The organism is Bradyrhizobium sp. WCU1 (assembly GCF_053474805.1).
This window is the reverse complement of sequence record NZ_CM130280.1, coordinates 4124297-4146168: the sequence shown is the minus strand read 5'-3', so window position 1 is coordinate 4146168 and position 21872 is coordinate 4124297. Positions and strand designations below refer to the sequence as shown.

Below are 21872 nucleotides of genomic sequence, written 5' to 3'. Positions count from 1 at the left end.
TCTAAACCCCCGCCACCGACGCCCAGATGTCGGCGAGCTTACGCCGCACGGTCTGCATCCGCGTCTGCGGCACGACCACCTCATCCTCCTCCGGCAGGCGCAGGCCGACGACGTTGACGCGGCCGCCGCTGATGCTGCGCGCCACCAGCACGATCTCATCGAGCGCAAGCTCGGCCCCTTCCTTCGGCGCGCGGTCGAGATTGATGTCGAAATAATCCGCGAGCGTCAGCTTGGCGGCGTTCTCGTCGACCTTGACACCGTAGATCTCGGCGAGCTCGCCGAGCGTATGCTCACCCGACACCATGAAGTCGCCGAGCAGATGCGGATCGGGCGCACTCGACGGCGCCATGTCGACGAAGAAGCGGTCGAGCGCCTCGGCGCGCTCCGGCGGCGCCAGCAGATAGATGTAGTCGCCGGGCGCGACCGGATCGGCCTCGACGGGCGTCAGGATGCGTTCCTCGCGGATCACCAGCGTCGGCTTCGACCAGGATGGGATCAGCCCGCGACGGAAATACAGGCTCTTCGGCCGCACCGGATAGCCGACCAATTGCTGCTCGAGCTGGCCGGGCAGATCCAGTTCGACGCGGCGCGGGCCGCGTTCGGCGCGCGGCAGCGCGACATGCAGACGGCGCGCCGCCGGCGCCAGGGTCCAGCCCTGCAACAATAGCGAGATGATGACGACGACGAAGGCGACGTCGAAATACAGATAGGCCTTCGACAGGCCGACCAGCATCGGGATCGAGGCGAGGAAGATCGCGACCGCGCCGCGCAGGCCGGTCCAGGCGATGAAGACCTTCTCGCGCCAATTGAACTTGAACGGCGCGAGGCAGATCAGAACCGCCAGCGGGCGCGCCACCAGCATCAGCGCGAATGCCACCAGCACCGCGCCGCCGGCGCTGGAGAGCAGGCGATGCGGCGACACCAAGAGGCCCAGCAGCACGAACATCACGATCTGGGCCAGCCAGGTCGCGGCGTCGAGGAAGGTCACCACCGAATTATGCGCGCGCGTCGGCCGATTGCCGATGATGATACCGGCGAGGTAGACCGCGAGGAATCCGGAGGCATGCACGATCTGCGAGCCGCCAAAGATCACCAGCGCCGCCGTGGTGACGAACGGCGCATGCAGGCCCTGCGGCAGCGCCACATAGTTTAGTGCGATCACCACCAGCCGGCCGCCGATCACCCCGATGATGGCGCCGAACACGGCCTCCTGGATGAACTCCATCGCGATGTGCGACGCCGAGCTCTGGCCGACCGAAATGAACTCGACCAGCATCAAGGTGAGGAAGATCGCAAACGGATCGTTGGTGCCGGATTCCGCTTCCAGGGTGGCGCCGACGCGGGGGCGCAGCCGCAGGCCCTGGGTATGCACCAGGAGGAACACCGCCGCGGCGTCGGTCGAAGCCACGACGGCGCCGACCAAGAGCGACTCGGTCCAGTTGAGGTCGAGCACATAGCGGGCGACCGGCGCCGTGATCAGCGCGGTCAGCAGCACGCCGGCGGTCGCCAGCATCATCGAGGGCGCCAGCACGGTGCGAATGCTGGCAAACCGCGTCTTCAACCCGCCGTCGAACAGGATCAGCGCCAGCGCCACCGAGCCGACCAGATAGGTGGTTCGGACGTCGTCGAACTGGAGATGGCCCGGCCCGGCATCGCCCGCCAGCATGCCGACCAGCAAGAACACCAGCAGCAGGGGGGCGCCGAACCGCAACGCCAGCAGGCTGGACAGGATGCCGGCCATCACCAGCACCGCGCCGAGCAGGATCGCTATACTGACGGAGTCGAGGGATGCCATGCGCCTTCGGAAGTCTCAAATACTTGCAATTGCATCCTTATCGTCGCCACACTGGGACGCCAACCGATTTCTGCCGTCAGCGGCAATCCGCCCGCCTTGCCCTAGGTCACCCCGACACTGTGGTGTATCGATGGTCGGGTGAGCGCCGTTGCGGGATTCTCCCCTCGCATTCGAATCACATTTGCCTGACCCGCGCTTCAAGTTGAGACTTTGCCGATGGACATGAGCTGGAAGGACATCCTGGAATCGATCCAATTGGCGGCGCGCTCGGTCGGCGCCGAGGTCGCCTCGCCGTGGTTCTATCTGCAGTTCGGCATCATCCTCGCCGCCGCTGGCCTCGCCTATGCCGCCGATACCGCCATTCATGCGCGGGTCAACATGGCGACACTGGCGAGCCGCTGGCCGCTGCCGCTCCGGCACTTCGCCCGCGTGATGGTATCGAGCGCCTCGACGGCGGTGTTCGCGGTGTTGATGGTGATCTCGCGCATCGTGATGTGGCACGCGACCTGGCCGAGCCGCAGCTATCTGATCGCGGTTTCCGCCAAGCTGGCGCTGGCCTGGCTCGTGATCCGCCTCGTGACCTCGGTGATCGACAATGCCTTCATCGTCAAACTGGTCTCGATCGCGGCCTGGGTGGTCGCCGCGCTCAGCATCGTCGGCCAGCTCGACTGGGCGGCCGATACGCTGGATTCGTTCGCCGTCGTGGTCGGCGGCCTGCGCCTGACGCCACTGCTGCTGATCAAGGCCGGCGCGCTGCTGATCGTGGCACTGTGGCTGAGCAATATCGCCAGCAATTTCATCGACGGCCAGATCACGCGCTCGACCGACCTGACCCCGTCGATCCAGGTGTTGCTGGTCAAGATCATTCGCATCGGCCTGATGGTGATCGCGGTCGCCATTGCGTTGAGCGCGGTCGGCATCAACCTGTCGGCGCTTGCGGTGCTGTCCGGCGCGGTCGGCGTCGGCATCGGTTTCGGCCTGCAGAAGATCGTCGCCAACTTCATCTCGGGCATCATTCTGCTGGTCGACAAATCGGTGAAGCCGGGCGACCTCGTCACCATCGGCGACAGCCAGGGCCGTATCAGTGCGATGAAGACCCGCTACATCTCGGTCGCCGCCGGCGACGGCCGCGAGTTCCTGATCCCGAACGAGGACCTGGTGACACAGAAGGTCACCAACTGGACCTACACCGACAAGAATACGCTGGTGAAGATCGCCTTCGCCGCCAACTACGACGCCGATCCGAGGCTGGTCTGCAAGCTCGCGATCGATACCGCGACGGCCCACGCCCGAGCGCTCAAGGGCAAGCCGCCGAACTGCATCCTGACCGAATTCGCCGAACTCGGCATGAAGTTCTCGCTGACCTTCTGGATCGCCGATCCCGATGGCATGGACGGTGTGAAGAGCGACGTCATGCTGTCGCTGTGGGACGCCTTCAAGCAACAAGGCATCAAGGTGCCCTACCCGGTGCGGGAACTCCGCATCCGCGGCGGCGCGCTGCCGGTCGAGAGCGTGGTCGAGGTCTCCAGTTAAAGCTCGGCAAGAGCCGAGCTGGAACGGCGTCGGAAGTTCACCTCTCCCTTTGGGAGAGGTCGATTTGCGAAGCAAATCGGGTGAGGGGTTGCGGCCTAACGAGAGAGCAGGTGCCCTCACCCGGATTGCTTCGCAATCCGACCTCTCCCTGACGGGGAGAGGTGAACCGAGGCCACGCCAAGCCGATTCAGCTAGACTCATCGCGCTTTGGCGGTTCAAGTGTGGCTTGTTTTGGGATGGCGGCCGCCGCCGTTCCGGTTCAAGCTGGGAAATCAAGCCGTTTCGACATTGTCCCCATGCCCAAGCTTGGCTTGCGCCGGGCGCGCCGATCATTAAATTAGAGCCTGAAATCAGCCTCTTGCCCGCAGAAACATCCCGCCCATGAGCTATATCGACGCCACCGACACCTCGCTTCGCAAGACCGGACAGATCAAGCTGCACGGACCGAGCGGCTTTGCCGGCATGCGCAAGGCGGGTGCGCTGGTGTCGAAATGCCTCGATGCGCTGACCGACATCGTCAAGCCGGGCGTTCCGACCTCCGAGATCGACGAGTTCGTCCGCAAGTTCGCCTTCGACCACGGCGCCTATCCGGCGACGCTGATGTATCGCGGCTATCGCTACTCGACCTGCACCTCGATCAATCATGTGGTCTGCCACGGCATGCCGGGCGACCGCCCGCTGAAGGAAGGCGACATCGTCAATGTCGACGTCACCTTCATCGTCGACGGCTGGTACGGCGACTCGAGCCGCATGTATGCGATCGGCGCGATCGCGCGGAAGGCGGAGCGGCTGATCGAGGTGACCTATGAAGCGATGATGCGCGGCATCGCCGCGGTGAAGCCCGGCGCCACGACAGGCGATATCGGCCACGCCATCCAGAGCTTCGTCGAACCGCAGGGCATGAGCGTGGTGCGCGACTTCTGCGGCCATGGCCTCGGCCGCCTGTTCCACGACGAGCCGAACATCATCCATATCGGCCGCCCCGGCGAAGGCGCGCCGCTGAAGCCCGGCATGTTCTTCACCATCGAGCCGATGATCAATCTCGGCAAGCCGCATGTGAAGATCCTGTCCGACGGCTGGACCGCGGTGACCCGCGACCGCTCGCTGTCAGCCCAGTTCGAGCACTCGGTCGGCGTCACCGCCGACGGCGTCGAGATCTTCACGCTGTCCGAACGCCATGGCGAGAAGCCGTGGGTTCAGGTGTAACGGCCACGCTTCGCATCTCAGTCACGCTCCGTCGCAAGATAGATCAGCGCGCATAACGGCAGAGTAGCGCCGATCGCGGTCGCGAGCATCCAGCCGCCCACGGCATAGGCCCAGGCGCCGACCGCCGAGCCCGCCGCACCGGCGAGGAAGAACGTCGCCATATAGAGTCCGTTGAGCCGGCTGCGCGCTTCGGCGCCCAGCACGAACAGCGACCGGAAGCCGAGCACGACGTTGGCCTGCACGCCGAAATCGATCGCGATCGCGCCGGCAACGAACAAGGCCAGCGAGAGCGTCGAACCCGGCCGACCGAGCGAAGTGAGCAGGAAGCCGCCGCTGGTCAGCAACATCGCCCCTGCCGTCGCCGGACGGGTCCAGCCGCGATCCGCGACGCGTCCCGCGATCGGCGCGGCCACGGCGCCGGCGACACCCAGAAGCGCGAAGATCGCGATGCCGGATTGCGACAGGCGATAGGCGGGGCCGGCAAGGACCAGCGGCACCGTGGTCCAGAACAAGCTGAAGACGCCGAACAGGCTGGCCTGATAGAGCGCGCGCCGCCGCAGCGCCGGGGTATTGCGGACGAGGTGCACCATCGAGCTCAGCAACGTGCGATAGCCGAGCCTGGTGCGCGGAACGCGCGGCGGCAAAGTCCTGCGCAGCAGCAACGCGAGCAGCACCATCAGCGCCGACGACATCCAGTAGACCACGTGCCAGGACGACGCCGAGGCGATGAAGCTCGACGCCGGTCGGGACAGCATGACGCCGATCATCAACCCGCTCGTGACGTTGCCGACCACTTGCCCCCTGATGCGCTCGGGCGCGAGATGGCCCGCATAGGGAATCAGGATCTGCACGGCGACCGAAGAGAAACCGACCGACAGCGCCGCGGCGAAGAACTGCAACGGATGCCGCGAAAGCGCCGCCGCGGCCAACGCGACCGCTGCGACCGCGATCGTGGTCGTGACCAGCCGGCGGTTTTCGATCAGATCGCCGAGCGGCACGATCAGCAGCAATCCCGCGCCGTAGCCTAGCTGCGTCATGGTCACGAGCAGGCCGGCATGCTCCGGCTGCAGACCAAGCTCGGTCGCGATCGGTCCGGCCAGCGGCTGGGCGTAGTAGATGTTGGCAACCACCAGCCCGCAGGACAGCGCCAGCAGGAAGGTGAGCCAGGTCGAGACCGAATCCGGCTCGGGCCGGGTATCGGATGTGATCGTCGTCATGGGGTCTCCAATTTGGGAATATTCATTTCCTAAATAGCCAAACCAAAAATCACCCGACCAGTCGCATCGCGACCTCGACCGCAGCCGGCGTATCCGCCGGCGCACGACCGGAGCGTCCGACGACGCGCAGGCCCTGGGTGAGACACACCATCATGCGCGCCGTGTCCTCCGCATCGATGCCGTCCACGATCGATCCGTCCGCCTGCCCTTGCCGGATCAGGTCAGCCAGGAACGCCTCGTTGCGCGCCAATGTCGCGCCGACCCGCACGGCGACTTCGCGGTCCGCGATGGCCAGTTCGACGGCGCTGCCGACAATCATGCAGCCGCGCCGTCCCTCGATCCCTTTCGCCGACTCGACATAAAAGCCGAGCACGGCGCGCAGCCGCTCGCGTGCCGATCCCTGCGTTCGGGCAACCGACGCAATCTGCTCGTTGCGCAGGCGCATGTAGCGATCGAGTGCGGCCAGGAATACCGCCCGCTTGTCCTTGAACGCCTTGTAGATGCTGCCGGAGGCCAGCCCCATCCCCGCCGCCAGATCCTCGATCGAGGTGGCGTTGTAGCCGTGTTCGCGAAACACCCGGATCGCCTTGTCGAGCGCGACGTCGACGTCGAATTCCCGCGGCCGCCCGCGTGGGCGCCGCGCCTGCTCCGACAATCTGGCCATCGTCCTCATGCTCCCATTTAGGAAAAGATCATTCCCTAAATCAATTCACATCTTTGTGCGCTGCAAGATCAATAATCGCCGCGTGCGCCGCTCGATCTCCTCGGGCGTGTGGTTGTCGCCGATCGACATCGCGCAGATCCGCGACAGGTGCAGATAGGGCAACCCGGTCTCTTCCGCCCAGGCGTTGAACTGCGCCTGCACCTTGGCAAGATCGCGCTTCGACTTGACCTCCTCGGCAATATCCACGCCTGCATCGCGCAGGCAGGCCGCGACGTCGCGCGAGGTGACAAAACCGTCCCAGCCGAGGAAACGCAGCAGCATCTGCCCGGTGTTGCCGCCGAGCCGGCTGCCGCGCTTGGCGAGCAGCTCCAGCAGCCCGATCTCGTTCGATGACGGCCATGCGCTAAGGAACCTGCCGAAGCTGCCGTGCTCGCGCGCGATCTCCTGCACGAAGCGGCCATTGTCGCGCACCGACATGATCTTGGCGCCGTTGCGCACGATCCTGGCGTCGCTCGTGAGCTTCTCCCAGAATTCATCGGGCCTGAAGGCGAGCTTGGTCGGCTGGAAGCCGAAGAAGGCTTCCTCGAAGCCCGGCCATTTGGCGTCGATCACGCTCCAGGCAAAACCCGCGCAGAACACGCGTCTGGTCATTTCAGCCAGCACGCGGTCGTCGCCGAGCTTGGCCAGTGCCTTGGCGCCCGCCGGCGGGTGCAGCAGCTTCTCCAGCGCCTTCGGTCCGCCCTTGCGCTTTTCGGCACGCGCGCGGATCACCTTGAATGACGTCACGCCGCCCTCCTCCTTTCGATCTCGCTGCAGGCAACGGTAATTCGCTCGCCGCGCGGTGGCAAATCTCGACAGCATCAGCCCTTGCAAAACGCGGCAGGCACGGCAAGGTTGTGGCCGATGCCCGCCAAGCCCGATGCCAGCACCGGAGAGCCCGACGAGACGCCGCACTATCACGGCCACCGCGAACGGCTGCGCGAGCGCTTCTACGCGGCGGGGCCCGACGCGCTGACCGACTATGAGCTCTTGGAGATGGCGCTGTTCGCCGCCATCCCACGCCGCGACACCAAGCCCTTGGCCAAGGCGCTGCTGAAGAAATTCGGCTCGTTCGCCGAGGTGGTGCACGCGCCGGTGGCGCGGCTGCGCGAGGTCGAGGGCGTCAAGGATGCCTCGATCAACCAGCTCAAGCTGCTCGCCGCCGCCGCCGGGCGGATCGCCAAGGGCGAGATCAAGCGCAGCATCGCGCTGTCGTCGTGGAACGACGTGATCGCCTATTGCCGCACCAGCATGGCGTTCGCCGACAAGGAGCAGTTCCGCCTGCTGTTCCTCGACAAGCGCAACCAGCTGATCGCCGACGAGGTGCAGCAGACCGGCACCGTCGATCACACCCCGGTCTATCCGCGCGAGGTGATCAAGCGCGCGCTGGAATTGTCCGCGACCGCGCTGATCCTGGTGCACAACCATCCCTCCGGCGATCCGACGCCGTCGCAGGCCGACATCCAGATGACGAAAGCGATCGTCGACATCGCCAAGCCGCTCGGGATCGCCGTGCATGACCACATCATCGTCGGCAAGAACGGGCATACCAGCTTCAAGGGCATGAAATTGATGTAGTCTTGCGGCGTTGAGATACGTCACACACCGGGGCGCCTCCACGGAGACAGATGATGTCGAAAGGTCCCAGCGCGGCTCTCACTTCCGACGAGATTGGTGCGATGGCACGCGACGCCATCGCAGAGGGACAGGCGGACCGCAAGCAGGCGGCATCGCAGAAAATTCAACCGCTGCGAGAGGCCCAGCGTCACCAGCCGGAGGCGGCGATGGCGCTGGTATGGATTGTCGACCAGCACAGCCTCGCAAGGGACGAGGCGGCAGGTCTGCTGCTGGAGATCGCGGATGCCCATGATGACGATATCGGTGTCCTCTCGGCGCTTGGACAATGCCTCGAAGCGGTGCGCGACATCGACGATCTGAACGCGCCGCCGCCGGACCACCCGATCTTCCGGACCATGGTCGAGAAGCTGGGCCGCCTGGCGAAGCTCCATGAGGGGCCGCGTGAACAGGAATGGATCCTGCGCGGGCTCGCCACGGCCGCGCGAATGATGGCGCGCCAGAACGATGCAATCGCCGAGCATTGTCTTCGCAAGCTGGTCGAAATCGATCCGCGCAAGAGCCCGCCGCACTACAATCTGGGCCTCTTCTACAAGACACGCGGCAGGTTCGCGGAAGGCGTGGCGGCCAACCAGGCCGCCGCAAGCCTGTCGCAAGAGGTGATCGACAGCCACCAGTGGAATCTCGGGATCTGCGCTACGGGCGCCGGGAACGCGGAGATCGCTATGGATGTGTGGAAGCGGATGGGCCAGAAAATCGAGCCTGGACGATTCGGGTTGCCAGAAGGCGGATATCCGGCCTGCAAGGTGAAGCTCGCCGAGCGGCCGCTTGCCGAGCGGGCCGCGGACTCAGACGATCCGGGCCAGGAGGAAACGGTGTGGATCGAACGGCTGAGTCCGTGCCACGGCATCATCCGCAGCGTGCTGTACGGCAAGCTCGGCGTCGACTATGGCGATGTCATCCTGACGGATGGCGCCCCGATTACGCATCACACCTATGGCGAGCAGCAGATCCCGGTCTTCCCGCATCTCGCGACGCTGCTGCGTCGAAACTACCGGTTCTTCGATTTCGCCGGCACGCAGGAGACCGCACGGCAATTGGCCGACATCACCGACGAGCTGGACGGGGACGCCGTGATCTATTCGCACTCGGAGGGCTTCAAGATCATGTGCGCGAATTGCTGGCGCAACCCGGATATCGATCACGCCGATCACGAGCAAATGGAGACGCACGTCGTCGTCGGCCGCATTGCCGCGCCTCCCGACATCGCGCCTGCGCGACTTTTGCACCTGATCGACACCGCCATCGAGAAGCGGGCAACCTGCCAGCTCTACGCGCCCGATCTTTGCGCGGCGGCCGGACAAGCGGCGCGCGAGCGGATCGACCGACGCCGGTTTGCGCTGTTGGCGAACAATTAGGCACGCCGCGGTCCTGGTGAATGCCGGACGACGGTGAAACAGCTTGTTCGGCGTCACCACCTGCGCATGCGGGCGATCCGGTATTCCAGAGGCGCCAGTGCTTGAGGGGAGAGGACGTGGCTGCTCCCGTCATTCCGGGGCATCGCAAAGCGATGAGCCCGGAATCCATTGGGCCGCAAACCAAACGGTGGAATGGATTCCGGGCTCGACGCTGCGCGTCGCCCCGGAATGACGATGGAGAGAACGATCGCGCCGACACGCCGAGCATCCCCCCACGTCATACAGCCATCGGCTCTTCCCGCTAACATCGCCCATGCAACGTTTTCCGCGCGGCGGCGTTTGTTGCAGGTTGATTTGTCAGCTCCAGACTTTGGGGGACCGATGTCCGACTATGTCATTGAGGAAGGACTACCCTACCCGTTGGGCGCCCATTGGAGTGGCCACGGCACCAACTTTGCGGTGTTCTCCGCCAACGCCACCAAGGTCGAGGTCTGCCTGTTCGACGGTGAGCGTGAGACGCACCGCTTCGAGCTGCCCGAATATACCGACCAGGTGTTTCACGGCTTCATCAACGGCGTGCAACCGGGCACGTACTACGGCTATCGCGTCTACGGCCCGTACCAGCCCGACGGTGGCCACCGCTTCAATCCGAACAAGCTGCTGCTCGATCCCTACGCCTGCGCCCATGCCGGCGGGCTCACCTGGAATCCGGCCGTGTTCGGCTACAAGATGGAGACCGGCGACGACTTGACCTTCGACGAGCGCGACAGCGCCCCGTTCATGCCGAAATGCGTGGTGGTCGACCCCAATTTCGACTGGGTGCAGGAGGCCCAGCGCCAGGACGTGCATTGGGACGAAACCGTGGTCTACGAGACCCACGTCAAGGGTTTTACCAGGCAGCATCCGGGCGTCCCCGAAAACCTGCGCGGCACCTATGCCGGCTTCGGCTCGGACGCCGCGATCGATCACCTGAAGGCGCTCGGCATCACCTCGGTCGAGCTGCTGCCGGTGCATTCCTTCATCAACGACAGCAACCTGCTGGACAAGCACCTCACCAACTACTGGGGCTACAACACGATCGGCTTCTTCGCGCCGGACCCGCGCTACGCCGCCGACGTCGCCAACAGCCTGCGCGAATTCAAGGAGATGGTGTCGCGGCTGCATGGCGCCGGGCTCGAGGTGATTCTCGATGTGGTCTACAACCACACCGCCGAAGGCAATGAACGCGGCCCGACGCTGTCGTTCAAGGGCATCGACAATGCGAGCTATTATCGCCTGCTGCCCGACAAGCGGCGCTACTACATCAACGACACCGGCACCGGCAACACGGTAAACCTGTCGCATCCGCGGGTGATCCAGCTGGTGATGGACAGCCTGCGCTACTGGGCCGGCCACATGCATGTCGACGGCTTCCGCTTCGACCTCGGCACCATCCTTGCGCGCGAGGTCTACGGCTTCGACGAGCAGTCCGGCTTCCTGAAGGCTGTCAACCAGGACCCGCTGCTCGCCACCGTCAAGCTGATCGCCGAGCCCTGGGACTGCGGCCCCGGCGGCTACCAGGTCGGCGGCTTCCCGCCGGGCTGGGCAGAGTGGAACGACAAATACCGCAACACCGTGCGCGACTTCTGGCGCGCGGAGGCAACACCGGCCGCGCTGGCGCCGCGGCTGCTCGGCTCGCATGACGTGTTCAACCGCGAAGGCCGCCGCACCTGGGCCAGCGTCAACTTCGTCACCGCCCATGACGGCTTCACGCTGAACGACTGGGCGAGCTACGACGCCAAGCACAATGAGGCCAACGGCGAGCACAACAACGACGGCTCGTCGGACAACCACTCCTGGAATTGCGGCGCCGAGGGCCCGACTGATAACCCCGAGATCCGGACTTTACGCGAACGCCAGAAGCGCAACATGCTGGCGACGCTGCTCGCCTCGCAGGGCACGCCGATGCTGCTCGGCGGCGACGAGTTCGGCCGCACCCAGCGCGGCAACAACAACGCTTATTGCCAGGACAACGACATCTCCTGGCTCGACTGGAATTTCTCCGACGACGCCGAAAAGCTGCTCGCCTTCACCAAACGAATGATCAAACTGCGGCGCGACTATCCGATCCTGCGCCGGAGCCGCTTCCTCTCCGGCGATCGCGATCCGCAGCTCGAGATCCGCGATGTGGTCTGGATCAACGCCTCGGGCGCCGAGATGTCGCAAGGCGACTGGACCACCGGCTGGATCAAGTGCTTCGGCGTCGTGCTCGACGGCCGCGCCCGCAAGACCGCGATCGCCCGCCAGGGCGAGGACGACACCGTGCTCGTCATCCTCAACAGCTATGAAGGCGAGGTCGACTTCAAGCTGCCGCCGACCACGGCAGGCCCGCATTGGTCGCTGCTGCTCGACACCAATGCGCCGGAGCAAGCCGCGGGTGCGCAGTTCGCGTTCGAGAGCACCTACAAGGCGGCCGGGCGTTCGTTCGTCCTGCTGACGGCCGGCGAGGTGAAGTAGGGACGGGCGCAACTGCCCACCCTCGTCATTCCGGGGCTCGCGAAGCGAGAGCCCGGAATCCATTCATCGGCAGAATCGGCGGCCCGATGGATTCCGGGCTCGTGCTGAGCCTGTCATCGGGCGCGCGTTCGCGCGACCCGTTGGCACGCCCCGGAATGACGGAAGGAGCACGTCTCCCCAAAGGGCCCCCTCCCCGCGACCCCGGCGGCCAATTGACATTCGCTCGCCGAGTGCCAGACTTCGCGGAAAATTAGGGGTGGAGACCGCTGGATGGCCAATCTTTCGGCCTCAAATCATGTCGCCCGTGTCTTGTCAGCGGCCAACCAGGTGGCCGGCGTCGATACCGAGGCGCGGATTGCGGCGTCCTGGCGGCGCTGCGTGGTCAATCACAACCTCGATCCGGCGCGGCGCGGGCCGCCGCAGACCCTGACCGAAGCCGAGGTCCGGCACATTGCCGAGCCGATGGAGGATTTGATCCAGGTCGCGATCCCGGAACTCGAGGATCTTGCCCGCGTGCTCCATGACGCCGGCTACTGCGTCAACCTCGCCGACCCCAACGCCACCATGCTGGTGAGCCGCCTGCCCGGAGGCGACTACGACCGGATGTTCCTGGAATGGAAGATCTACACCGGCTCGAACTTCGCCGAGACCTTCGAGGGCACCAACGGGCTCGGCACCGCGCTCGCCGAGCAGCGGCCGATCATCGTGCATGGCGACGAGCATTTTCGCGAGCAGTGGCACATGTTCACCTGCGCGGTGTCGCCGCTGTTCGATCATGCGGGCCGGCTCGCCGGCGCCGTCAACATCTCCTCATGCCGCAGCGATCTCGGCCGCAGCGCGCATGAACTGGCGCTCGCCGTCACCACGGAAGCGACGCGGCGGATCGAGCAGTCGTTCTTCCGCCGGCGCTACCGCGCCTCCTGGATCGCAACCCTGCCCGACGACGGGCATGGCATGCTGGCCTATGACGACGACCGCCGCGTGGTCGGCGCCTGCCGCACCGCGCGCGGCATGTTCGGCCTGACCGACGCGATGATCGACGACGGCATCGACCTGTCGCATCTGATTCAACTGGACGACCGCGCGACACGCGCCGCGGATGATCCGGTCACGCTGCGCCGGGCCGACGGCACGCCCTGGGGCCGCGGCCGCCTCGCACCGCCGGTACGCGTACGCTCGCCGCGTCCGATGCCTGCACCGCCGCGCCAACAACCGGCCGGACAGTTCAGCGGCCTGCACCGGCTGGCCGGCCGCGATCCCGTGCTGATGAAGGGTGTGAAGCGGCTGATGACGGTCGGCAATCTCGATCTGCCGATCCTGCTGCATGGCGAGACCGGCGCCGGCAAGGACGTGTTCGCGCGCGCCATCCACGCGGCCAGCAATCGCGCGGCCCGCAACTATGTCGCGCTGAACTGCGCGGCGATGCCGGAGAGCCTGATCGACGCCGAGCTGTTCGGCTACGAGGCCGGCGCGTTCACCGGCGCGCGGCGCGAGGGATCGAGGGGGCTGATCGTGCAGGCCAGCGGCGGCACGCTGTTCCTCGACGAGATCGGCGACATGCCGCTGACGCTGCAGACGCGGCTGCTGCGCGTGCTGGAGAACCGCGAGGTCTGGCCGCTCGGCGCGCTGAAGCCTGTCCCGGTCGACATCCGCCTGATCAGCGCCACGCACCGTGACCTGGCGCGGATGGCCGAGGACGGCAGCTTCCGCTCCGACCTGTATTACCGGCTGCGCGGCATGGAGATCCGCCTGCCCGCCTTGCGTGAGCGCGCGGATCGGCGCGAGGTGATCGCACAGATCGCCGACGAGGAAGCCCCACACTGCCGCATCGCGCCAGATGCATGGGCGCAACTGATGGCCTATCCCTTCCCCGGCAACATGCGCCAGCTTCGCCACGTGCTGCGGCTCGCCGGCGCGACCTCCGAGGACGGCGTCATCACCGAGGCCGATCTCGATCTGCCGTCTTTCGCCGCGCGCGACGTGACCGCCGATCATACCGCGGCCGAGCGCGCCGCGATTGTCGAGGCGTTACGCACCAATGGCGGCCGCGTGACGGAAACGGCGAAAGCGCTCAAGCTCAGCCGCGCGACACTGTACCGGAAGATCAAGGCGCTGAAGATCGCGCTGGACGGTTAAAGCGGGATGAGATTTGGTTGAATCGTCATCGCGCTTTAGCCCTTTGTCTGAGCATGATCTTTTCGGAAAACCGCTTCGCACTTTTCCGGATCATGCTTTAGATGACGGCTCGTTGCCGCGGCATGTTTCGACATGGCATGCCGGTCGCGAATGGAAGGATGGTCTGACGTGAAGGAAACTCACCACGAAGGGCTGGGCGCGGAAGGATATGGCGTGGCCACCGTCGCGGACAATGGCACTGTCCTTGACACCTGGTTCCCGGCGCCCAGGCGCGGCAATCCGGCCGGCCCATCAGGGTCAACGGTTCTCACAGCCGAGCAGGCCCGCGCTGCCCTGGATCCGAGAGCAGCGGCGTGTCTGCACGCTGACGCCCGCCGTGCCGTTTCCGTGATCCCGGTCAAGACCGTCATCGATGATCTGGCGCAACCCCCACATGATGCCCATGACGTCTATCTGCGGCTTCATCTGCTGAGTCACCGCCTGATCCGGCCGCACGGCGCCAATCTGGATGGACTGTTCGGTATCCTCGCAAATGTTGCCTGGACGTCGATGGGGCCATGCTTGCCCGAGCAGATTGAAGCGCTTCGCTGGGCCGCTCGCGCATCATCCTCCACCCTGGACGTCCGCAGCATCGACAAGCTGCCACGGATGACCGACTACGTGGCGCCGGACGGCATCCGTATCGCCGATGCCAATCGCGTGCGACTGGGTGCCTATCTCGGCCGCGGAACGACCGTGCTCCATGAGGGGTTCTGCAACTTCAACGCCGGGACTTTGGGGACCTCGATGGTGGAGGGACGCATCAGTGCGGGCGTCGTGGTTGGCGACGGCACGGATGTGGGTGGCGGCGCATCGATCATGGGCACCCTTTCAGGTGGCGGCAAGCAGGTCGTGTCGATCGGCGAGCGCTGTCTGCTCGGCGCCAATTCCGGCACCGGCATCGCGCTTGGCGACGATTGTATTGTCGAGGCCGGTTGCTACGTCACCGCCGGCACGCTCGTCCGCCAGCGATCGGGAGAGGTCGTCAAGGCGCTCGAGCTATCCGGCAAGCCTAATATCCTGTTTCGACGCCACTCGCAGACAGGGGCGATCGAAGCGATCCCTCGCAACACATCCTGGGGCAGCCTGAACCCAGCCCTTCATGCCGTCACTTGAGAGCAGTGAAAACGAAGCTGGCCCGACATAGGCGGACGCAGCCGTAGCGCCAACGGCGAACGACGACGGAGGTGACAGGCCGCGGCACGCCGTTTCAGGAAAACTCGTTCCAGCTCACGCGCCGCGCGTCGACGTCGCCGAGCGTGATCGGATCGTGGATGTTGCGGACGCTCTGGAAGCCCGAGCGCAGGTAGATCAACGGATCGACCGCGGTCGCGGCGCGGACATGCTGGACCTCGCCGATGAAGATCGAGTGGGTCTTGGTTTCCAGCTCCTGGCTCAGGACGCAGTCGAACGCCGCGACGGCATCCTCCAGCACCGGGGCGCCGGTCGCGCCGGTGGTCCAGCGCCCGAACGCAAAGCGATCGTCGCCGTTGACGCCCTTCTGGCCGGAGAAGGTCAGCGCCAGCAGCGCGTGCTCCTCGTTCAGGAAGTTGATGACGAAATGGCGCTCCTCGCGGATGCGCGCGTGCGCGCTGGCATTGCGGTTGACGCAGACCAGAACCGAGGGCGGATTGTCCGACAGCGAGCAGGCCGAGGTCACCGTCAGGCCGGTGCGCTGCCCGGTCTCCGAGCCGACCGTCACCAGCGCGACCGCGCCGGCGCAATGGCGCATCGCCTGCTTGAAACTCTGTGCGTCGACCGTCATGTCGCAACCTCAGTACTGAAATATATTTCCTCCAACATATGCCAGGCGGGGTGCGAGGCAAGCCCCGCACCCCGCCTAGCTGTCATGCGGCCTTCTCGAACTCGGCGCCGAGATGCTTCAGCCGCGGCATTACCTCGTTCTTGAGCAGGTCCAGCGAGTGCCGCCAGGCCTCCGGCTTGTGCTTGTAGTCGAAGCCGAACACACAGAGCACGCCGAAGCCGCCGACCTCCCGGTAGATCTGCTCGATCTTCTCGGTGACCGTCTTGGGCGAGCCGACGATCCAATTCCGGCGCGCGCAATATTCGACGGTGACGTCGCTGTCGGGAACGTCAGGCGCGTGCTTCAGATAGTCCTTGAAGCCGAAATGGCCGAGCAGAGGCAGGAAGTACTCGCCCATCATCCGGCCCATCATGTCGCCGGTCGAGAGCTTCCATGCCTCCTCGTCGGTATCAGCCACGAACACCTCGCGCACCAGCCGCCAATCCCTGCGGCTCGGCTTGCGGCCGGTCTTGGCAGCACCGGCTTCCACCGAATCCCAGTGGCTGCCGACATAGGCCGGGTTGAGGTTGAGGCTCATCGGGATGAAGCCGCGCTCGCCGGCGAGCTTCAGCGTGTCCGAGTTCTTCGACAGGCCGGCGACGCCGATCGGCGGATGCGGGCCCTGCAACGGCTTGATGTGGGGTTTGAGGAAGTCGAACATCGTGTCCGGCTTGTTCACTGTCCAGTACTTGCCCTTGTGCGTCCACGGTCCGGGCTCGGACCACATCTTCAGGATGATCTCGAGCGCTTCCCGGGTCATGTCGCGGTTCTGCCCGGACATGCCGTCGACATTGAACATCGCCCAGTCGCTCGGCAGGCCGGAGGCAGCGACGCCGAAATTGAGCCGTCCATTCGAGAGGTGGTCGAGCATCGCGACGCGGTTGGCGAGCTCGGCAGGATGATGATACGGCAAGAGGAAGCCGCCGGGCCCGATGCGGATGTTCTTGGTCTGCAACAGCGCCTGCGCCACCAGCAGATCGGGCGACGGGTGCGGCTCCCAGGGCGCGGTGTGATGCTCGCCGATCCAGGCCTCCTGATAGCCGAGCTCGTCGAGCCAGCGCAGGGTCTGCAGGTCCCAGTCGTGGCCCTCCTTCAATCCGCACTCCGGCGGGTGCGAGGGCATGGTGAAGTAGCCAAGCTCCATGTGCGTTTCCTTCCTTCGTTGGGTTCAGTCATGCAATGCGTCTTGCCGCGCATTGGCACGACAATCAGCAAGCGCTGTGCCAGCAAGGAAATCGCGGGGAATGGATCAGATCGGCCGGATTTCGGCCGGCTCTGGCCGAACGCCTGGCTGATGAGCGCTGCAAACGTCTCACCGTCGCGAGACGTGTCGCAGCCGTGAGACGCTGCGATAGCGATGACCTAGTTTACTCCCTCTCCCCGTTCTTACGGGGAGAGGGTCGGGGTGAGGGGCTGCGTCCTCATATGCGATGACAGATGAAATCGCGGAGGCTCCCCCTCACCCGAATTCGAGCTTTGCTCGAATTCGACCTCTCCCCGCAAGCGGGCGAGGTGAAGCGAAGCGCCCGATCAGCCAGCCGCGCGGCGCGGCATCGTGTTGGTATCGGGCTCGGAGGGCGCCGGGATCTGCATCAGGATGGTCTGGCCCATCGAGGCGATCTCGATGCCCTCCTCCTGGAAGCGGCGCTTCATGCGGCGGTTGAACTCGCGCTGCACCGACCAGCGGCCGCCATCGGTGCAACGGATCTGGCCAACGATGGTGACGACCGAGCCGTCGACCTTGTCGACGCCCCACAATTCGAGGTCGCCGCGGATCAGCGCGCGATACGTGGTCTCCTGGCGCATCCCCGCCACGATGTCCTTCAGCACCTCGCCGGCGCGGTCGGTGTCCTCCTTGTAGGACACGTTGACGCTGACCGCGGCATTGCCGGCGCCGCGGCTGGCATTGGTGATCGTGGTCACCGCGCTGAACGGCACGACATGCACGGAGCCGTCGCCGGCACGCAGCCGCATGGTGCGGATCGAGACGTTCTCAACCACGCCCGAGAGGCCCGACACCGTGACGGTGTCGCCGACCTGCACGGTGTTCTCGATCAGGAGGAACAGCCCGGTGATCAGGTCCTGCACCAGCTTCTGCGAGCCGAAGCCGATCGCGATGCCGACGATGCCGGCGCCGGCGAGCAGCGGCGCGACATTGACGCCGATCTCGCTGAGCGCGGTGAGCCCGACCACCGCAACGATCATGCAGAACAGCGCGGTGCGCAGCATCGGCTGGAAGGTGCGCAGGCGCGCCGCGCGGGCGTAATGCCCCTCGCGCGACAGCGTGTCGACCTGGCGATCCATCAGCGCATTGGCGCCTTCCCAGATCACGGCCGCGGCAAGCGCGGCGATGCCGATCGTCATCACCGCCGAGATCAGCCGGGAGCCGATCTGGCCGCCATAGAACCAGACGATGGCATCGACGCCCCAGACCTCGAGCAGCGCGACGAAACCGATCACGGCAATCACCGCCGTGACCACCTTGCGCAGCAGCGGCAGATAGCGGTTGGCGCGGGTCTCCAGCCCCGGGAAGCGCTGCATCAGGTCCGGGCTGATGCGGAAGCCGCGATCGATCAGGCTCAGCACCACCATGGTGACGAGGCGGGTGACCAGCAGCACCGCGACGGTGCCGACGAAATATTGCAGCAGCAGCGAATAGCCGTTGCGGATGTTGAGCGCCCACACCGCCCATAGCGCGAGGTCGAGCGCGATCGCCAGCACATGCCAGAGCGAGGCGAGACGGTTGCGCGTCCGCGCCGCAAGCCCGGTGCGATCGGCCGGGGCGCGGATGACATCGGCGACCTGCCGGCGACACTGCAGAATGATGACGACAACGAACAGATGCACGATCAGCATCACGAGCCGCAGCAGCGCGGCATAGCCGGCGCGATGCAGCCCGAGCAGCAACGCGACATTGGCAAAGCAGATGCCCGATACGCCGACCGCTACAATGCGTCGCGCCCAGATCTCGATATAGGCCGCGGTTTCGGCCCGGACGCGGAACAGGCCGAACGGACCGGCCAGCGCCCGCACCGCACAGATCAGCGCCCGCGAGAGCGCATAGGCATTGACGACCGCAAGGATCACGAGCCGGGTGGTCGACTGGTCGCCGATCTCGGTGCCGAGCAGCGCGGTGGCGACGCTGACAAAGACCACGACCGGCAACAGCTCGAGCACGAGGCGCCCGAGCACGAAGGGCAGCCGGATCACCGACTGCCAGGCCCGCGCCAGGCTGAGCCGGCGGCGATGCAGCTCGGGCTCCGGCGTGACGTCGGCGACCGACGACGGCGGATCGGCGCTGGCGAGCGCCTGCGCCGGCACCCGCGCCGTCTGCGGCAATCGCTGCTCCAGGAACGCCACCGGCCGCTTGATGAGGCGGAACACCACCCACTCGACAAGCAGCGCGCAGCCGAACACCAGCGCCAGCTTCCAGGCGATATCGATCAGCAGGCCATAGGCAGCCGGATCATTCGCGGTGCGCAGGAACCAGTAGTAGAACGACGGAAAGTTGGTCAGCGTGCGCGCGACATCGGCAACCTCGCGCGACATCTCGCCGACCTGTTCGGACACCATCAGCAGGAGCTGCGCGCCGAGACTGTCCGCGGTGAGCGGGATCGGCGAATGCTGCTCGGGCACAGGCTCCGCAGCCACCGGCTGGGCAGCAGCCTGCGGCGAGGCCTTGGCGATGGCGCGCAGCGTGTTGATGATCTCGCCGCGCTTCTTGTCGTCCTGCAACGTCTCGAGCGCGCGCTTGGCTTGCTCAGGCGTCAGCGTGTCGCTGGTAACGGGCTGCGGCGAAGCCGGCTTGGCGCCCGGCTGCGCCAGTGCGGGAGAGATGAGCAGAGTGAAGACGAGAAGAATCGCAAAACGGAGTCTGTGCGACACGAAGGCCTCATAAAAACAATCGCGCGACGGAAGATTCCTGCAAGAGAATCTGCCCCGCGCTCGCGTCATGTCGGATTATTCCTTTTCGCCCCGATGATGTGTCGGAAGTTTGCCGCTGTGGCGGCCATGTCTTGGCATTTGCCGCAACACAATCGTCACAAGTGTTGAGCGGCGTTTACGCATGCAACGCGCATCCCGCTGGGCCGGCCGAGCCGGGTCACCACACGTCAGGGATGAGACGCCGGAATCTTTCGCTTGACGCAGGCCGGCGGCCATGATGTTCTTATTTTGTTCTTTTGGTTCCGATTGCGTTTCGAGGTGATCATGCACGACGTGTTCAGCGACGACGGTCCGGTCCGGCTCTTCATTCATGATGACGACGAAACGCCGCTGGAGTTCGTGCAGGACCTGTTGCGTACGGTGTTCGGGAAATCCGAGCAGGAAGCCATTGCCTGCGCCGCCTTGATCGAGGCCAACGGCGCTATTCCCTGCGGCCCCTATCCGGGACCGGTCGCACGGGCCATCTTCAACTCGGCGAAATGGCTGATCCGCTCCAACGGCCAGCCGTTGATGATTAGCACCGAATCCGCCGACGCCAGCCGCCCCTGCGATCTCTGCGAAGCCCCGCGGGCCGTGACGGAGATTCTGATCCCCGGTACGACGACTGCATCGCTGTGCAGCGACTGCCTGCTCGCGGCACGCCGCAGTTCGGAAGACTTGCCGGGCGAGACGTTTCGATCCGCTTACGTTGCGCTCGACTGGCATTTCGCCGGCGTGCCGCGCAACCTGATCGTGACACGGGCGCGACAGTTTCCGGGCCACATGCGCGCCGATGTTCAGGTCGCGATCGACAAGCTGTTCACCGATCCGATCCATTTCTTCGGCATCCATGAGGAATATCGCTACGAGACGCTCGACTTCGCGGCGCTGATGAAGGCTGGCCGCAATGCACCGGCGATCGCGCCGCCGCAATATCGCGATGTCGATATCGGCGAGGCCGAGCCGGTGAAGTGCCTCGTCAATGGACTATGGCTGTGCCGAACCGGCGAGCTGCGCTACGCCGTGCTGCTGACATTCTATCGCGAATACAATCACGAGCCGTCGCTGCGCATTGAGATTGCGTTACCTGCCGGCGCGGCCGGCAATGCTTTCGTGCAACGCACTTTCGCCGAGCTGGAAACGGCCGTGCATGCGGCGCGCTCCTATCGCGGCAAGATCCTGTCGCTGGAGGATGGCGCCAATTATCGCGGACGTTCGCGTGGTCTGACCGTGCATCGCCTGCCGACGGTCGCCCGCGACGACGTGATCCTCCCGGACCGGACGCTGCGGCTGCTCGACCGCAACGTGCTCGGGTTCGTCGACAGCCGCGATCTGCTGCGCAAGCTCGGCCAGTCGACCCGCAAGGGCATCCTGCTCTACGGCCCGCCCGGCACCGGCAAGACCCACACCATTCGCTATCTCGCCACCAGCCTGCCCGGCCACACCACGCTGATCATCACCGCCGAGCAGGTTGGCCTGCTCGGCGCCTATATGAGCCTCGCGCGACTGCTGCAGCCGACCATGGTGGTGATCGAGGATGTCGACCTGATCGCGCGCGACCGCGAGGACATGGGCGGACCGTGCGAGGAATCCCTGCTGAACAAGCTGCTCAACGAAATGGACGGCCTGAAGGAGGATTGCGACATCCTGTTCGTGCTGACCACCAACCGGCCGGAAGAGCTGGAAGGCGCGCTGGCCGGTCGGCCCGGCCGCATCGACCAGGCGATCGAAGTGCCGCTGCCCGACGAGGCAGGCCGCGGCAAGCTGATCCGGCTCTACGGCCGCGGCCTGCCGCTCGTACCGTCCGTCATCGATGCAGCGGTGCAGCGCACCGAAGGCGTCAGCGCCGCCTTCATCAAGGAATTGATGCGCCGTATCGCCCAGGCCAGCATCGCCCGCGACGGTGGCCAGGATGTCACCGCTGACGACATCGACGGCGCACTGAACGAGATGTTGTTCGACGGCGGCCGGCTCAATCTGAAGCTGCTCGGCGGCGCGCAGGGAATGAGCGCGGGGTGATCGCCGG

General features: G+C 65.5%; 15 protein-coding genes. 8 read left to right on the top strand and 7 right to left on the bottom strand.

The features are described from left to right. Position 1: 1 nt before the first annotated feature. Positions 2–1795 (bottom strand): potassium/proton antiporter, encoded by a 1794-nt coding sequence (locus ACTUWL_RS19240; protein ID WP_021076652.1) that lies wholly within the window; start codon positions 1793–1795, stop codon positions 2–4. 216 nt (positions 1796–2011) lie between these two features. Here ACTUWL_RS19240 and ACTUWL_RS19235 point away from each other — a divergent pair, with 216 nt between their 5' ends. Both ACTUWL_RS19235 and map read left to right on the top strand, forming a co-directional pair. Next, entirely contained in the window at positions 2012–3328 is a 1317-nt protein-coding gene (locus tag ACTUWL_RS19235; protein ID WP_021076653.1) for a mechanosensitive ion channel family protein, read from the top strand. Between the two features lie 381 nt (positions 3329–3709). Beyond that, positions 3710–4534 (top strand): type I methionyl aminopeptidase, encoded by an 825-nt coding sequence (gene map / locus ACTUWL_RS19230; protein WP_021076654.1) that lies wholly within the window; start codon positions 3710–3712, stop codon positions 4532–4534. 17 nt (positions 4535–4551) lie between these two features. Here map and ACTUWL_RS19225 read toward each other — a convergent pair whose 3' ends face one another. The 3 genes from ACTUWL_RS19225 to ACTUWL_RS19215 are packed head-to-tail and all read right to left on the bottom strand — an operon-like array spanning position 4552 to position 7201. Next, a complete protein-coding gene (locus ACTUWL_RS19225; RefSeq protein ID WP_021076655.1) occupies positions 4552–5751 on the bottom strand; it encodes an MFS transporter in 1200 nt (399 codons plus the stop codon). 49 nt (positions 5752–5800) lie between these two features. Beyond that, positions 5801–6415 carry a TetR/AcrR family transcriptional regulator gene (locus tag ACTUWL_RS19220; protein WP_021076656.1) on the bottom strand — a complete coding sequence of 205 codons (615 nt, stop codon included), beginning with the start codon at positions 6413–6415 and terminating at the stop codon, positions 5801–5803. Between the two features lie 45 nt (positions 6416–6460). Further along, entirely contained in the window at positions 6461–7201 is a 741-nt protein-coding gene (locus ACTUWL_RS19215; protein WP_021076657.1) for a DNA-3-methyladenine glycosylase I, read from the bottom strand. A gap of 117 nt (positions 7202–7318) precedes the next feature. On the opposite strand from ACTUWL_RS19215, the gene radC reads away from it, so the two are divergent. The 5 genes from radC (at position 7319) to dapD (ending at position 15234) form a co-directional block, all read left to right on the top strand. Further along, entirely contained in the window at positions 7319–8032 is a 714-nt protein-coding gene (radC, locus tag ACTUWL_RS19210; protein WP_021076658.1) for a RadC family protein, read from the top strand. A 338-nt stretch (positions 8033–8370) separates the two neighbouring features. Further along, complete coding sequence (locus ACTUWL_RS19205; protein WP_291736472.1) at positions 8371–9447, top strand: prenyltransferase; 1077 nt, start codon at positions 8371–8373, stop codon at positions 9445–9447. A 381-nt stretch (positions 9448–9828) separates the two neighbouring features. Further along, complete coding sequence (gene glgX / locus ACTUWL_RS19200) at positions 9829–11943, top strand: glycogen debranching protein GlgX (RefSeq protein ID WP_021076660.1); 2115 nt, start codon at positions 9829–9831, stop codon at positions 11941–11943. 270 nt (positions 11944–12213) lie between these two features. Then, positions 12214–14079: a sigma-54-dependent Fis family transcriptional regulator gene (locus ACTUWL_RS19195; RefSeq protein ID WP_021076661.1), complete on the top strand. Its 1866-nt coding sequence runs from the start codon at positions 12214–12216 to the stop codon at positions 14077–14079. A gap of 168 nt (positions 14080–14247) precedes the next feature. After that, positions 14248–15234, top strand: a complete 987-nt coding sequence (gene dapD, locus ACTUWL_RS19190; protein ID WP_021076662.1) for a 2,3,4,5-tetrahydropyridine-2,6-dicarboxylate N-succinyltransferase — start codon at positions 14248–14250, stop codon at positions 15232–15234. A gap of 94 nt (positions 15235–15328) precedes the next feature. Here the strand turns inward: dapD and ACTUWL_RS19185 are convergent, their stop codons facing one another. The 3 genes from ACTUWL_RS19185 to ACTUWL_RS19175 form a co-directional block, all read right to left on the bottom strand. Next, positions 15329–15883 carry a flavin reductase family protein gene (locus tag ACTUWL_RS19185; RefSeq protein ID WP_021076663.1) on the bottom strand — a complete coding sequence of 185 codons (555 nt, stop codon included), beginning with the start codon at positions 15881–15883 and terminating at the stop codon, positions 15329–15331. Between the two features lie 82 nt (positions 15884–15965). Continuing rightward, a complete protein-coding gene (locus tag ACTUWL_RS19180) occupies positions 15966–17066 on the bottom strand; it encodes an LLM class flavin-dependent oxidoreductase (protein ID WP_106940003.1) in 1101 nt (366 codons plus the stop codon). Between the two features lie 386 nt (positions 17067–17452). Next, positions 17453–19807 (bottom strand): mechanosensitive ion channel domain-containing protein, encoded by a 2355-nt coding sequence (locus tag ACTUWL_RS19175; RefSeq protein ID WP_035651755.1) that lies wholly within the window; start codon positions 19805–19807, stop codon positions 17453–17455. 324 nt (positions 19808–20131) lie between these two features. Here ACTUWL_RS19175 and ACTUWL_RS19170 point away from each other — a divergent pair, with 324 nt between their 5' ends. Beyond that, positions 20132–21865, top strand: a complete 1734-nt coding sequence (locus ACTUWL_RS19170; protein ID WP_021079494.1) for an ATP-dependent Clp protease adaptor ClpS — start codon at positions 20132–20134, stop codon at positions 21863–21865. Positions 21866–21872: the final 7 nt, after the last annotated feature.